This window comes from Bacillus sp. ISL-45 (assembly GCF_018613195.1).
Classification (GTDB): domain Bacteria; phylum Bacillota; class Bacilli; order Bacillales; family Cytobacillaceae; genus Mesobacillus.
The window spans coordinates 350,571-365,833 of the sequence record NZ_JAGGQQ010000008.1; the positions used below are offsets into that span (position 1 = coordinate 350,571).

General features: G+C 43.9%; 13 protein-coding genes and 1 pseudogene. 13 read left to right on the forward strand and 1 reads right to left on the reverse strand.

Annotated elements, in window-relative coordinates:
• Positions 1-158: 158 nt before the first annotated feature.
• Complete coding sequence (locus J7E35_RS11860) at positions 159-818, forward strand: 5-bromo-4-chloroindolyl phosphate hydrolysis family protein (RefSeq protein ID WP_214779956.1); 660 nt, start codon at positions 159-161, stop codon at positions 816-818.
• Entirely contained in the window at positions 815-1,990 is a 1,176-nt protein-coding gene (locus J7E35_RS11865) for a toxic anion resistance protein (protein WP_214779958.1), read from the forward strand. The genes J7E35_RS11860 and J7E35_RS11865 overlap by 4 nt, the downstream gene beginning before the upstream one ends.
• Before the next feature lie 287 nt (positions 1,991-2,277).
• Here the strand turns inward: J7E35_RS11865 and J7E35_RS11870 are convergent, their stop codons facing one another.
• Entirely contained in the window at positions 2,278-2,844 is a 567-nt protein-coding gene (locus J7E35_RS11870) for a sigma-70 family RNA polymerase sigma factor (protein WP_353050365.1), read from the reverse strand.
• Positions 2,845-3,441: 597 nt separating this feature from the next.
• Between J7E35_RS11870 and J7E35_RS11875 the strand changes: the two genes are divergently transcribed.
• The 11 genes and pseudogenes from J7E35_RS11875 (at position 3,442) to J7E35_RS11925 (ending at position 15,260) form a co-directional block, all read left to right on the forward strand.
• A complete protein-coding gene (locus J7E35_RS11875; protein ID WP_214779960.1) occupies positions 3,442-3,993 on the forward strand; it encodes a competence protein ComK in 552 nt (183 codons plus the stop codon).
• A 380-nt stretch (positions 3,994-4,373) separates the two neighbouring features.
• On the forward strand, positions 4,374-5,198 hold the full coding sequence (locus J7E35_RS11880) for an MIP/aquaporin family protein (protein WP_214779962.1): 825 nt from the start codon (positions 4,374-4,376) through the stop codon (positions 5,196-5,198).
• Between the two features lie 73 nt (positions 5,199-5,271).
• Entirely contained in the window at positions 5,272-6,762 is a 1,491-nt protein-coding gene (glpK, locus tag J7E35_RS11885; RefSeq protein WP_214779964.1) for a glycerol kinase GlpK, read from the forward strand.
• Positions 6,763-6,901: 139 nt separating this feature from the next.
• Positions 6,902-8,553, forward strand: a pseudogene (locus tag J7E35_RS11890) (glycerol-3-phosphate dehydrogenase/oxidase).
• Between the two features lie 282 nt (positions 8,554-8,835).
• Positions 8,836-9,876 carry a LacI family DNA-binding transcriptional regulator gene (locus tag J7E35_RS11895; RefSeq protein WP_214779967.1) on the forward strand — a complete coding sequence of 347 codons (1,041 nt, stop codon included), beginning with the start codon at positions 8,836-8,838 and terminating at the stop codon, positions 9,874-9,876.
• Complete coding sequence (locus J7E35_RS11900) at positions 9,860-10,816, forward strand: sugar kinase (protein ID WP_214779969.1); 957 nt, start codon at positions 9,860-9,862, stop codon at positions 10,814-10,816. The genes J7E35_RS11895 and J7E35_RS11900 overlap by 17 nt, the downstream gene beginning before the upstream one ends.
• Positions 10,817-10,827: 11 nt before the next feature.
• Positions 10,828-11,373 carry a 6-phospho-3-hexuloisomerase gene (gene hxlB / locus J7E35_RS11905; RefSeq protein ID WP_214779971.1) on the forward strand — a complete coding sequence of 182 codons (546 nt, stop codon included), beginning with the start codon at positions 10,828-10,830 and terminating at the stop codon, positions 11,371-11,373.
• Between the two features lie 12 nt (positions 11,374-11,385).
• Positions 11,386-12,396 carry an ureidoglycolate dehydrogenase gene (allD, locus tag J7E35_RS11910; protein ID WP_214779973.1) on the forward strand — a complete coding sequence of 337 codons (1,011 nt, stop codon included), beginning with the start codon at positions 11,386-11,388 and terminating at the stop codon, positions 12,394-12,396.
• Between the two features lie 31 nt (positions 12,397-12,427).
• The gene (locus tag J7E35_RS11915) at positions 12,428-13,432 is read left to right on the forward strand and encodes a TRAP transporter substrate-binding protein (protein ID WP_214779975.1); all 1,005 of its coding nucleotides are present in this window, start codon (positions 12,428-12,430) and stop codon (positions 13,430-13,432) included.
• A 65-nt stretch (positions 13,433-13,497) separates the two neighbouring features.
• Positions 13,498-13,989 carry a TRAP transporter small permease gene (locus J7E35_RS11920; RefSeq protein WP_214779977.1) on the forward strand — a complete coding sequence of 164 codons (492 nt, stop codon included), beginning with the start codon at positions 13,498-13,500 and terminating at the stop codon, positions 13,987-13,989.
• On the forward strand, positions 13,986-15,260 hold the full coding sequence (locus J7E35_RS11925; RefSeq protein WP_214780087.1) for a TRAP transporter large permease: 1,275 nt from the start codon (positions 13,986-13,988) through the stop codon (positions 15,258-15,260). Before J7E35_RS11920 ends, J7E35_RS11925 begins: the two co-directional genes overlap by 4 nt.
• The last annotated feature ends 3 nt before the right edge of the window (positions 15,261-15,263 follow it).

Here is a 15,263-nt window from a genome sequence, read left to right on the forward strand (position 1 = left end):
CATCCAAAAAATCGGTCTCAGGTCTTAGACAACATTACATTACTAGACTGTTAATGACAGGGGAGTTTATGGGTAATATGAAAGTATGGAAAAAGTGAAACAATGACCCTATGTCATTCGTATACATAGGAAGGATTCCATGAAGGAGTGTATTTTCGATGAACCCGATTCTTTCAGTAATTATCCGTACACTTATAGCCATGCCTTCGACAGGATTTATATGGCTTTTAAGTTATGCTGGTTTTGATCAAACATTTGGAATGGCTTCGCTCATTGCCATCGGAGCGGGAGGACTTGTTTATTTCGGACTCGGCAGTATCATGAAGAGCCGATTTTTAAAAAAACACGGCCTGACCCGAAAAGAATATCATTATATAAAGAAGAATCTGGACGAGGCGAAGCAGAAAATCAATCGCCTGCAAAAGGTACAGTTTTCAATCCGCCACATCAGGTCGCTGAAGCAGCGGATGGAGCTGGTCAGGATGGTCCGGAATATTTATAGCCTGACCCGGAAGGAACCGAAGCGATTTTATCAGGCGGAGCAGTTTTATTTTTCACACCTGGATTCTGTACTTGAACTCACTGAGAAGTACGCATTTCTATCCGCTCAGTCAAAAACGAACCGTGAGATGCAGTACACACTGGATGATACGCAAAGGACATTGAATGAAATGACAGGAGCAGTGGAAAAGGATCTCTATCAAGTCCTGTCAGATGACTATGACCATTTGAATTTTGAGATAGATGTAGCTAAACACAGGCTTAATTCAGTGAAAGAGCCTAAGTATCTTGATGGAAACTGGAGGACGAAAAAATGAAAGAGAAGGATATCGATTTATTGAAAAACAGCGGCAGTCTTATGGATGATATGTTAGCCAACCCTTTTGGCGATCAAGGTGAATTAGTTTTGAAGGCAGTGGAGAAGGATCCGGAAAGCAAGCCGGTAAAATTGATTGATGTGATTCCTGAAGAAAACCGGGCAAAGGCTTACCAGCTGGCAGAGCAGATCGACCCGAAAAATCATCAGGCAATGATCACCTATGGAACACAGGCGCAAGGAAAGCTGTTATCTTTTTCGCATTCGATGCTTGAACATGTCCAAAAAAAGGACGTCGGTGAAATCGGGGACATTATCAGTGATCTGATGAAGCAGCTGAACCATGTCAGCCCTGATGAATTAAGTGTAGAGAAACCATCCTTCTTTTCAAAGGTATTTGGGAGGGTGTCAGGCTCCATTCAAGAAGTGCTTTCCAAGTACCAGAAGACCGGTGCCCAGATCGACCGGATCAGCGTGAAATTGGACCGCAGCAAGAATGTGCTGCTTTCCGATATTGGCATGCTGGAAAAATTGTATGAAACAAACAAGGAATATTTCAATGCCTTAAATATTTATATCGCGGCCGGTGAAATAAAGCTGGAAGAGCTTCATGATAAAACGATTCCAGTTTTGAAAAAGGCGGCGGAGGAAACGAACGATCAGATGAAGTACCAGGAAGTGAACGATATGATCCAGTTCGCTGACCGTCTTGATAAAAGGCTGCATGATTTAAAATTAAGCAGGGAGATCACGATCCAGAGTGCACCGCAAATTCGCCTGATCCAAAATACCAACCAGGCACTGGTTGAAAAAATCCAGTCTTCGATTGTCACGGCCATTCCACTCTGGAAAAATCAGGTGGCGATCGCGTTGACGCTCATCCGTCAGCGACATGCTGTGGAAGCACAAAAGAAGGTCTCCAAGACGACCAACGAGCTGCTGCTTAAAAACGCCGAAATGCTGAAAACGAATACGATTGAGACGGCCAGGGAAAATGAACGGGGCCTCGTCGATATTGAAACATTGAAAAAGACTCAGGAAAACTTGATTTCCACCCTTGAAGAAACGTTGAGAATCCAGGAAGAAGGCCGAACCAAGCGCCGTCTGGCCGAACAAGATCTTGCGGCGATGGAAAATGAGTTAAGAGTAAAGCTTCTGGAGTTAAAAGACTAATAAGTTAAAGGTAAAGCTTCTTGAGCTAAAAGACTAATAAGTTAAAGGTAATGCTTCTGGAGTTAAAAGACTAATAAGTTAAGGGTAAAGCTTTCTGAGTTAAAAGACTAATACCTGCAAATTAGGACCGTTGCTGCTGAGCACGGTCCTAATTTATTTTTGTGCAATTTTGCTACAAGCTCCACCCGAATTGAATTTCGTAAAACGGCTCTTTATCAATGCTTTCAGGCTTTATGAATAGAATTACTAAAATGAATCTATCTATAATTTCCTCACTTTTGAACCATCTAATCTACAACCTCGATCAATTGCTCTTTTAACTTCCTTTTAGCTCCATTTCTCCACTGCTTGACCGCGGACAGTGAGACATTTTCCTTTTCGGCGATTTCTCTGATGGAGAGGAAATCCATGCAGGTGTAGACGACCCACTTTGTTTCTTTTTCGGTGAGGCCCTGGCAATAGCTGAGCAGGAATTCAAGTTCAAGCGGTTGGTCTGCGTTCGTCTCCTCGACGGTTTCCCAGTATTCCTCTTTTTGATGGATGCTCCGTTCTGCTAACCGGTTGTTTCGGTTCATTTCATTCAGGATTTGTCCTTTTATATACGAATAGGCGTAATTGGTGAACTCGCCTTTTTCTGGATTAAAGGCTTCTGCAGCTTCCCAAAGCCCGACCAGTCCGATGTGATAGTAGTCTTTTTTATTTTTATAGATATTCAGCGATGAGATAATTTTATGGATCATCGGTTCATATTGTTTTGCCAGTTGTTCAAAGCCTTCCATTTTGCAATCCTTTCGGGATCGCGCGCGTTCATTGTATTCCCGGGTAGCTTTACCATACTCCCGGATATGGATCATGCACCAATCGCAAAAATTGAATTTTGGAAGGCAAAATAGCCTAAAAATACGAAAAAAGGCCTCAAAATTGAATTTTCAAGGCCTTTCCACAGAAGATATGTTAATTAGGTGCCATTAATGTTTACGGTTCCGAAGTAATTGTGAAATTTTTTAGACAACTCTTGATAAATATTTTTCCAGTATTGGGTCGGCCAGTTTATAATATCGGCATAGGAGTAAGGCTGCCAAAACTATCAATCATGGGCCGATAAACGCAAAAAACGGACCTGAAAGCAGGTCCGCAGAAAATTATATTATACTAATAAAATGAATTTTTAGCAATATTCCATAAGAACTAGGTTGAAATTCAGCTAAAAATACAGATTTACATTTAAATGCCATTATCAATATAATGATACCTATAGGGGTTTTATCCAACACCAAGAACATGAACACACGTGCCCTGTTAACAGGACAGGAGGTTATGACGTGAATTTTACATTAAAAAGTCCCCAGGAATAAGTCGTGCGGACGATCCTGAGGACAGTGTGTTGGGTATACCAACTCTGTTAGTATACCTTTTTTGTCAAAGAATGCAATACATAGGAGGACTAATGAGTGAGCCTATTAAATGATTATAGAATTAATCAGGAAACAGTGTTGCTGACAGGAGAGTATGATGAAAACGGGAAGCTGTGTACAAGAGTGATTGAAGGCGAGAACACTTTTCTTGTTAATTTGAGGCCGATAGAAGTGATTGACAAGACCATGCTTGATCTCGGGTCTGATTTTCATGCTGGCCGGAAAAGTGCGAGGGAAATACTGGGCGATATCAATATGTGCCCGATTAAGATCAACTGTCATCTGGGGATCTGGCTATTTCCGACCAAGTCTTATAATGATGACTTTTGCATCTGGTTTTCCCTTAAGCATGTTCAAAAAACGAAACCCCTTGGAATCCGTAAAACCGAAGTCTATTTAAGTCATAATCATACATTTATAGTCAATATGAAGCACTCCACCTTCAATGACCGGAAGCAAAAAGCAAAGGACCTGCGCGATGAAATGCTGAAAAACTCTCAAGGCAAGCTGACTTTATATGTCGAGCTGAAAAAGGGTCTCGTCATTTTTGAAGGGGAAGGAATCAATAGATATAGAATAAAGAAGTAATATGGTTAAGGCATCTCCTCGTTCTGAGCGGCGTTTTTACTAAAGTCTATTAATTACAAGATAATTGTAATGGACTTAATCGTGCTGTTTGGCAAATAGATCTCAGCTCGGGTTCGATCTGAACGAAATGATTACAGATGAGATAAATAGAAAGATAATACGCACTATTAAAAAATTAAAAACCAAAAATATGAGACAAACTGTTGACAGCGCTTTCAGATTTAAGTATACTCCAATTACAAGTTAAGAATGTGACGGAGATTGGGAGATTCACACTGAAATACCTATGCTTTTTTAGGTATGCTGTGTGAATCTCCTTTTTTTTGCATCTTCTTAGCTGTATATACATCTTATTGATATACACGAAAGGGGAATTGTTTATGTCAGCTTTTATGGGAGAAGTAATTGGCACGATGATCTTGATTGTCTTCGGTGCCGGGATTGGCGCTGGCTCATCGCTGAAGAATTCTTATGCGAAGGACGCTGGATGGATTGTTATTACGATTGCTTGGGGACTTGCCGTTACAATGGGGGTTTTTGCAGTTGGTTCAATAAGCGGGGCACACCTTAACCCTGCGGTTACACTGGCACTTGCGATTGATGGCTCATTCCCGTGGGCAGATGTACCAGGCTATATGCTGGCACAGATGATTGGGGCATTCATTGGAGCAACACTAGTATTCTTTCACTATCTTCCACACTGGAAGGCAACGGATGATCCTGGCACAAAATTGGGCGTTTTCTCTACAGGCCCGGCAATCTCAAACACCTTTTCAAACTTATTCAGTGAAGTTTTCGGCACTTTTATTCTTGTTTTAGGATTATTGTTCATCGGAGCGAATCAGTTTACTGAGGGATTAAACCCTATCGCAGTTGGTCTGTTGATTGTAGTAATTGGTATGTCACTTGGCGGTACAACAGGATATGCGATTAACCCTGCGCGTGACCTTGGGCCGCGTGTCGCTCACTTCCTGCTGCCGATTCCAGGCAAAGGCGGATCGAACTGGGGATATTCATGGATTCCGGTTGTTGGACCGCTGTTAGGTGGTTCACTGGGAGCTGTTGCATACAAAGCTCTTTTCACAGGAGCTATCACAGGGACTTTTTGGCTGGTAATTGGTATAGTAGCAGTAGTTCTGGCATTAGCTTATACAGTAGGAAAAAAACAAGCAGGACAATTAAATCCATCTAATATTGGAGCATAATTAAGATAAATGCAGGTTGGAGCATAAAGGGTTAAATTGAAAGCGTTTAAGAAGCTAAGGGGAGGAAACTTTAATGGAAAAGTACATTTTATCTTTAGATCAGGGAACGACAAGTTCAAGGGCTATTCTTTTTAACAAAGCTGGAGAGATTGTGCATGTGGCACAAAAGGAATTCACACAGCATTTCCCGAAGCCGGGCTGGGTAGAACACAATGCGAATGAAATTTGGGGTTCTGTATTAGCTGTTATTGCAAGTGTTTTATCTGAGGCGGGTGTTAAACCAGAGCAAATAGCGGGAATTGGTATCACCAACCAACGTGAAACAACAGTGGTCTGGGATAAGGAAACAGGGGTGCCAGTATATAATGCGATTGTATGGCAATCACGCCAGACGAGCGGAATTTGCGATGAGTTAAAAGAAAAAGGCTATAACGACATTTTCAGGGATAAAACAGGCTTATTGATTGATGCTTATTTCTCAGGAACTAAAGTGAAGTGGATCCTTGACAATGTAGAGGGTGCGAGACAGAAGGCTGAAGATGGAAAGCTGTTATTCGGAACGATTGATACATGGCTGATCTGGAAGCTGTCTGGCGGAAGCGCACATGTTACCGACTTTAGCAATGCTTCGCGTACGCTTATGTTCAATATTTATGATTTGAAGTGGGATGAGGAGCTCCTTGATATTCTTGGAGTACCAGCAACGATGCTGCCGGAGGTTAGACCTTCTTCTGAAATCTATGCGAACACTGTCACTCACCATTTCTTCGGGCAGGAGATTCCAATCGCCGGGGCAGCAGGTGACCAGCAGGCAGCATTGTTCGGCCAGGCGTGCTTCGAGAAAGGAATGGCGAAGAATACGTACGGCACAGGTTGCTTCATGCTAATGAACACTGGTGAAAAAGCGGTAAAATCAGAGCACGGACTTTTGACGACACTTGCCTGGGGCTTGGATGGCAAGGTGGAGTATGCGCTTGAGGGCAGCATTTTCGTTGCCGGGTCTGCCATCCAATGGCTGCGCGATGGTTTAAGAATGTTGAAGAGTGCGAAGGACAGCGAAGATTATGCAACAAAAGTTGAATCTACTGATGGGGTCTATGTTGTCCCGGCATTCGTGGGCCTTGGAACACCGTATTGGGATAGTGACGTAAGAGGAGCGGTATTCGGGCTTACTCGCGGAACAAGCAAAGAGCATTTTGTCCGTGCGACTCTTGAGTCACTTGCATACCAGACGAAGGATGTTCTATCAGCGATGGAAGCAGACTCAGGAATCGAGCTGAAGACACTCCGTGTTGACGGCGGGGCAGTCATGAACAATTTCTTGATGAACTTCCAGAGCGATGTGCTGAATGTTCCAGTTGAAAGACCGGTTGTTAACGAAACGACTGCATTAGGAGCCGCTTACCTTGCAGGTCTTGCAGTTGGCTATTGGGAAAGCCAGGAGGAAATTGCCTCACAGTGGGCGATCGACCGTTCATTTGAACCGAAGATGTCTGATGAGGACCGCGACCAGCTTTATGGCGGCTGGAAAAAGGCTGTAAATGCAGCTATGGCTTTTAAATAAATATCATTCCACAGTTTAATTTGATACAATGATAACAAGTTAATAAAACGGCAGGAGATCTGGAGAGACCGCGAAGCATTACCGTTCATTAGGTAATGTTTTTCGTGGTCTCTTTTCCTGTTTTGGGGAGGAAAACAACATGTTCACGAATACAAAACGCAATGATATTATCTCCAATCTGAAAAACAATAAATTTGATTTACTAGTAATCGGCGGCGGCATTACAGGTGCGGGAATTGCTCTTGACGCTACTACGAGAGGGTTAAGCACCGCCGTACTTGAAATGCAGGATTTCGCGGCAGGTACGTCCAGCCGTTCTACAAAGCTTGTTCATGGGGGCCTTCGTTATTTGAAGCAGCTTGATGTCAAAGTTGTGGCTGAAGTTGGAAAGGAAAGGGCGATTGTTTATGAAAATGGGCCGCATGTAACGACTCCTGAGTGGATGCTGCTTCCGTTTCACAAGGGCGGAACCTTCGGCAGCTTTACAACTTCGATCGGACTGCGTGTCTATGACTTTTTGGCGGGTGTAAAAAAGTCCGAACGGAGAACGATGTTTTCCAAGGATGAAACATTGCGAAGAGAGCCGCTTATTAAAAAGGAAGGTTTAAAGGGTGGCGGATATTACGTCGAATACCGTACGGATGATGCGCGTCTGACAATCGAGGTCATGAAGGCAGCGGTTGAAAAAGGAGCAACAGCTCTGAACTATTCCAGGGTCGAGAATCTTCTCTATGAAAATGGCAAGATTGTTGGCGTCATCGTCAATGATCAACTATCAGGGAAAAAATACGAGGTTTATGCGAAAAAGATCATCAATGCGACTGGTCCGTGGGTTGATAACATCCGTGAAAAAGACGGCTCAAAAAAAGGCAAGAGTTTGATTTTGTCAAAGGGTGTACACATTGTTATCGATCAGTCCCGATTCCCGCTCAAGCAGGCAGTCTATTTCGATACGCCTGATAAAAGAATGGTGTTCGCGATTCCGCGCAATGGCAAAGCCTATGTTGGCACGACAGACACGTTTTATGATGATGACAAAGCGGACCCAAAAATGACTCAGGCAGATATGGATTATTTGATCAATGCGATTAATTACATGTTCCCGGAGGTAAAAGCAAAGCCGGAGGATGTTGAGTCCAGCTGGGCCGGGATCCGTCCATTGATTCATGAAGAAGGCAAAGATCCATCCGAAATTTCCCGTAAAGATGAAATTTGGGAGTCGGATTCAGGCTTGATTACGATTGCCGGCGGTAAATTGACGGGCTACCGCAAGATGGCGGAAACGATTGTTGACCTTGTGGCCGGAAAATTTGAATCGTCAGAAGGCCGGAAACTCAAGTCTAGCCAAACGATGCATTTGCCGATTTCTGGAGGAGATTTTGGAGGATCAGAAAAGTTCCCGCAGTTTATCGAGGCAGCAGCGCATCAGGGGGGGAAGCTGGTCTATCTAAAGAGAATGCAAAACACATTGCATCGTTTTATGGCTCAAACGCTCAAATTGTGTTTGACCTGGTCAATGAGCGAAAGGCAGAGGCTGAGAAATTCAATTTGCCACTCGTCACCTTTGCAAAATTGGTTTATGGAATCGAACACGAGATGGTTGCCACGCTTGTTGATTTCTATTTCAGAAGAACGGGAGATTTGCTGTTTGACATCAACTCTGTTTATAAAACAAGAAAAGCTGTCAGCAATTATATGGCGGATCGCTTTAACTGGTCAGAAGCTGAAAAAGCTAGATTTGAAGCAGAACTTGATCAAGAGATTAATAAGGCGACCACCCCGGCTGTTTAATAGTAGATTAAATAATATGTCATCTAGTGGTTAGGTTGGGATAAAGAGAAGAAAACTTCTTCGACTATAAGCCAGAACCGGCGTTTATTTCCTAAGAGAGCAGCTTTAATTAGCTGTTCTTTATTTTGATGCAGGGCGTGAGAATCATGATTGTTATGGTTGGAAAAAGAAGTGTGTAAATTTTTAAAAAATACTGATTGATTTTTGAAAGGGGTTTCATTTATACTGTTACTAAACCGGTTTACTAAATCGGTTTAGAGGATTCACAAAGAAGGGATTCCTATGAAAAAAGTAACCATGCAGGATGTTGCTGAAAAGGCGGGCGTTTCGAAAAGCACGGTTTCTCAGTACATAAATAACCGTTATGAGTTCATGGCGGAGCCGACAAGGATCCGCATTCAGGAAGCGATCCGCGAGCTTGGGTATATCCCGAATTTCGTCGCGAAGAGCTTGAAGCAAAAAAAGTCATCAACCATTGGCGTGATTGTGGCGAATATTCTTCACACATTTTCAACGGAGATTATCCGGGCGATTGAAGATGCGTGCGAAGAAAGCCAGTTTCATATGTTTGTCTGCAATGCAGATGAGAACCCGGAGAAGGAACGGGCATATATCAGCATGCTGCTCGCGAAGCAGGTGGATGGTCTGATTATCTTCCCGACGGCTGATAATATGTGTTTGTATGAAGAGCTGAAACGGTCGAATTTTCCGGTTGTCTTCGTTGACAGAAAAGTGGAGCAGCCGATTTATCCGACTTTGATGCTGAACAATGAGAGAGCAGCAGAAATTGCTGTAAGGGAGCTTCTAAAGAAGGGCCATAATAAAATCGGTGCTGTATCGATGTCCATCACCCAGAAGGTTTCACCAAGGGTGGAGCGTCTTACCGGTTTCAAGAAAACGCTTACCGAAAACGGTATCACTCCTAATGAAAACTGGATAACAACTGCTGAACGGAGGGAAATCGGGCCGGCGCTTGAAAAGCTTTGGGAGCAGGAAGAAAGGCCGAAAGCGTTTTTTGCCACAAATGATCTTTCTCTGATTGAACTGCTCAAGTTTTTGAGGAAAAAGAAGCTTCAAATCGGTAAAGATGTAAGCGTTATCGCGGTCGATGACTCTGATTTCCTTGAAATCGCAGCCACACCGATTTCGGCAATCAAGCAGCCAACCTTCCAAATCGGCAAGGATGCAGCCGAAATGCTGTTCAACCTGATTTCTGAGGAGAGAATAGAAGATTCATATGATATAAGAAGGTACGACCCCGTATTGGTAGAACGGGAGTCAGTGCAAGTGTTGGGAGAGAAGAATAATGCCAGATCGGTATAAAGTTATGACCATCGGAGATGCAATGATTACATTCAATCCATCTGTGCAAGGCCCCCTGCGCTTTGTGGAAAGCTTTAATAGAAAAGTAGGCGGAGCGGAGCTGAATTTTGCGATTGGCTGTGCCCGGCTTGGCCTGGATAGCAAGTGGGTCAGCAGGCTTGGCAAGGACGAGTTCGGCAGGGTAATTTACAACTTCACTCGAGGAGAAGGTGTCGATGTCTCTGAAGTGGAGCTGGTGGAGGGCTATCCGACCTCGCTTAATTTTAAGGAAATCAATGGTGATGGTTCGGGAAAGACCTTTTACTACCGATATCATTCACCGATTACAACCTTGACTCCTGAAAAGGTTAAGGAAGAATGGCTTGAAGACGTCGACCTGCTGCATCTGACTGGTGTGTTCATGGCCATTGACCCGAACAATGTGAAGGTTGTTAAAAGGCTGGTTGAACTAGCCAAAGACAAAGGTATTCCAGTCTCATTCGATCCAAATATCAGGTTGAAGCTTTGGACAATTGAAGAAGCACGCAAAGCTTACAACGAAATTTTCCCTTATGTCGATATCCTCCTCACTGGCCTGGATGAAATCCGCCTGATCAATGGCAAGGATTCGACGGAGGACCTTGGAGAGTTTGCAAATCAATATGGAATCAAAGACCTGGTGATTAAAGATGGAGCAAATGGCTCCAAGCTTTATCGTAATGGAACTTGGATCGAAGCCCCTGGCTTCAGCGTAAATCCAATTGATACGGTAGGAGCTGGCGATGGCTTTGATTCAGGTTATGTATACGGATGGCTCAATGGCCTCAATCCTGAACAGCTTCTCCGTTTTGCAAATGGAGTCGGCGCCCTTGTCACCACGGTATCAGGTGATAATGAAGGTCTTCCTTATTTTGAAGAAGTAAGCGCTTTTATAAACAATGAATCTATCATTGAGCGTTGACGGGAGGGACCATGAATACAATTTCAACTATTTTAAAAGAAATGCTGACAGTCTGTATGGATGTGAATTCTGAAGAGTACGATTCCTTCGTTCAACTGCTAAAGGAAGACGGGCGTTTCTTTTTCACAGGAGAAGGGCGGTCAGGCTTTGTAGCAAAGGCCATCGCCATGAGGCTGATGCACAGCGGAAAGACGGTCTATGTTGTCGGGGAAACAACAACTCCGGCAATCCAGGAGAAAGATATTTTAGTGGTACTTTCAGGGTCTGGAAAAACCGCTCAGGCGCTGAATATATCTGAAAGCGCCCGCCGCGCTGGTGCAGCAGTATTCATGATTACGACAAATGATGAAGCGCTTCAGCTTCCATTCATATCAGGTGGGATGAGAATTCCGGCCGCAACTAAATATCGTTTTGCGGGTGAACCGGAAACAATCCAGCCGCTTGGAAACCAGTTCGACCAGGCAGCCCATCTTATTATGGATGCAGCAATCATTGACAGCCTGGCAGCAGGAAAGACGAACGAAGAATTGAGAAAGAAGCATTCCAATCTGGAATAGGGGGGAGAAGGAATGTCAACAGTAACCATTCCGCATCAAGAAGCGAAAGAATTAGCAGTGAAAAAACTTACCGAGGCCGGACTGAACAAGGAGCATGCAGAGAAAGTAGCAGAAATCCTTGTACACGCGGACCTTCGAAACGTTAACTCACAGGGTGTTTTGCGCACAGAACATTATGTGAACCGTCTTAATGCCGGGGGAATCAACCCCAACGCGAATATCCAATTCAATAAAACTGGCCCTGTAACAGGCGTAGTCGACGGTGATGATGGTTTCGGCCATGTGATCGCGGATGTTTCGATGAAACAGGCGATCGATATGGCAAAGGAAAATGGCATCGGGATGGTGACTGCGATCAACAGCAGCCATTGCGGCGCACTGAGCTACTTTGTCCAGGAAGCTGCTGAGCAAAACCTAATTGGGATCGCAATGACACACACGGATAAAATCGTCGTTCCGTTTGGCGGCAAGGAAGCTTTCCTCGGGACGAATCCAATCGCCTATGGAGTGCCCGCCAAAACAAGCAAACCGTTTATTCTGGATATGGCGACATCAAATGTAGCGCTTGGTAAAATCCTTCAGTACAAAGAAGAAGGCAAGGAGATCCCTCCTGGCTGGGGAGTCGACGGAAACGGGGAAACCGTTACAGATCCAGCCAAAGTAGTGGCACTTCAAACATTCGGAGGCCCTAAGGGTTACGGGCTGTCAATGATTGTCGATATCTTCTCAGGATTGCTTGCAGGAGCAGCGTTCGGGCCACATATCTCCAAGATGTACGGCGACCTGGATAAGAAACGCAAGCTTGGCCATTACTTCTGTGCTATCAATCCGGCGTTCTTTACGGATGCCGATGCATTCCTGGAAAACATGGACCAGATGATGGCTGAAATTCGTCAGGCTCCGCCTGCGCCAGGATTCTCGCAAGTATTCGTTCCAGGCGAGATCGAGCAGATGAATGAAGAAAGAAACCTTGAAAATGGCATTACCATTGCTTCTACTGTGCATCAATATTTAACAAAATAAATCATTGAAAACAAAGGGGAGGAAATTTTTCATGAAGAAAGCAAAATTTTTATCAGGTATTTTAGCTGCATCACTTCTTTTAACTGCATGTGGATCAGGGGATTCTGAAAAAGCTGGAGGGGAAAGCAAAGGGGAAGTAATCAAGTGGAAGTTCGGCCACCTGGCTGATGAGAATCACATCTGGCACAAAACAGCGCAAAAGTTCGAGGAGCTTGTTGAGGAAAAAACGGATGGCAGCATTGATATCACTATCTATCCTAACAACTCCCTTGGCGGAGAAACAGATACCATCAATGCCATCCAATCTGGAACTGCAGATATGGTAATCTCCGGTGAGACTCTGCAAAACTGGGCACCTAAAGCTGCTTTAATGGCTGTTCCATATGCATTCCGTGATTTAGACCATGTAAAAACAGTGGTAGAAGGAGAAATCGGTGAGGAAATCGAAGCAGAAATCAATGAAAAAGCTGGTTTAACACCTTTGTACTATCACACTCGCGCACCACGTAACCTTACATCCAACAAAGAAATCAAGTCACCTGAAGATCTAAAAGGCTTCAGCATGCGTGTACCGAACGTTCCATTGTTCCTGAAAGTATGGGAAGCTGCAGGCGCTAAGCCACAGGTAATGGACTTTAATGAAGTGTTTACTGGTCTTCAGCAAGGTGTAATCGATGGTCAGGAAAACCCAGTTGATTTGATTAAGAGTGCTGCATTCTATGAAGTTCAAGACTATGTGAACCGTACAGAACATGTATATTCATGGATCTATATCCTGGTTGGAAATAAGCAGTTCGACGGACTGAATGACGAGCAGAAGAAAGCAGTTACTGAAGCTGCTGCGGAAGCACAAAAATACGGTGCAGAGTTGTATGACAAAGAAATCACTCAAATTGAAAAAGATCTTCAAGAAGAAGGCATGAAGTTTGTAGATGTTGATCAGGATGCATTCCGTGAAGCAATGATTCCTGCAATCAAAGCAAACCTTAAGCCGGAACAATTCGAACTTTACGAAAAGATTCTTGACACTAAGTAATCCTGATAAGGCACTGTCCGGCCGCCATAGCCGGCTGTGCCTTTCCTTTAGAAAGGAATGAAACTATGAAAATTCGTAAATGGCTGGATATGCTGCTGTCTTTTTTAACGGTAGTCAGCTTTGCGGGAGTCATTATAGTCGTGACGATCCAAATCATGTCCAGATACCTTCCTTATAATGCAATCTGGACCGAAGAACTGACACGATATTTATTCATTTATGCCATTTGCTTTGGAGCTCCGCTAGCTTTGCTTCGCGGGGAGTTCATTAACGTGGATATGATTCTTGCGAAAATGTCCCATCATTTCAGGAGATTTTATGAGATAGGGATTTACCTTCTCTTGCTCCTTCTGTTTGCTGTCATGATCATGACAGGGTATGACTTTACGCTGATAGGTACTCAAACGTCTGCAACAATGCCATTTACAATGTCGGTAGTCCATGCAGCGATCCTGATCATGTCTGTGCTTCTGGCATTATATTCTATCGTTAAAATTGTTAGGTTGATTCGTAACCAAGAAGACTTCAAGTCAGACATCGATGGAGGAGAGCTATAATGGCGGCCATTTTGTTCATTTCATTCATTTTACTTATATTTTTAGGCGTGCCGGTTGCTTTTAGTCTCGGTTTGTCTTCCTTGTTCTATTTGATTGTTGCGGATATTCCTCTTACCATCATTCCTCAAAAAATGTTTGCGGGATTGAATTCCTTTGTGTTGCTTTGTATTCCAGGATTTATCCTTGCAGGCAACCTGATGAACGCGGGCGGAATTACAGATCGAATTATCAAGTTTGCCAATAACCTTTTCGGACATATCCGCGGCGGATTGGGATTGGCGAATGTTGGCTCTTCTATGGGTTTTGCGGGAATCTCCGGAACTGCACTTGCTGATACAGCAAGTATCGGTGCCATCCTGATTCCTGCGATGAAAAAGGAAGGATATGGAGCAGGGTTTTCGGCGGCAGTTACCGCTTCTTCATCCACAGTTGGCCCGATCATCCCTCCGTCCCTGCCGATGATTATTGTCGGTACACTGGCATCCGTTTCTATTGGTGACTTATTTTTAGCAGGGGCCCTTCCAGGACTGATGCTTGGAATCGGGTTGATGATCCCAACTTATATCATTTCTGTTAAGCGCAACTATCCAAAAGGGGAAAGAAAATCTCTAAAAGTGATTTTCCAGAGCTTCATGGGTTCCTTCTGGGCGTTATTCATGACGATCATCATTTTATGGGGTATTCTTGGCGGTTACTTTACACCAACTGAAGCTTCCATTATTGCTGTATTATATGCACTTGTTATCGGGATTTTCGTCTACAAGGAATTGCCGATTAAAAAGATTCCTGGCATCATGTTATCTTCCATGACAACTACTGCTTCCATTATGCTGCTCGTAGGGTTTGCGAACCTGTTTGGCTGGATCATGGTCAGTGAACAAATTCCTCAGATGGTTGCAGATGTGATCCTAGGAATCTCTGAAAATCCTATTGTCGTAATCTTACTGATCAACCTTCTGCTTTTGTTCGTTGGAACGTTCATGGAAACGATCGCAGCGCTTGTCATTTTGTTCCCTGTATTGATGCCTGTTGCTGCCCAGGTAGGAATGGATCCAGTCCAGTTCGGCGTCATGATGGTTCTAAACCTGGTGATCGGTCTGGTTACTCCTCCAGTAGGAGTGTGTCTGTTTGTAGCATCCCAGATTGGAAAAGTTCCAATCGGAAAGGCAGCAAGAGAGCTTGTACCATTCATCGGAGTAAGCCTTGCTATCTTGATGCTGGTGGCATTTGTCCCACAGGTATCACTGTATTTACCAAGTTTATTTGAATAGGTG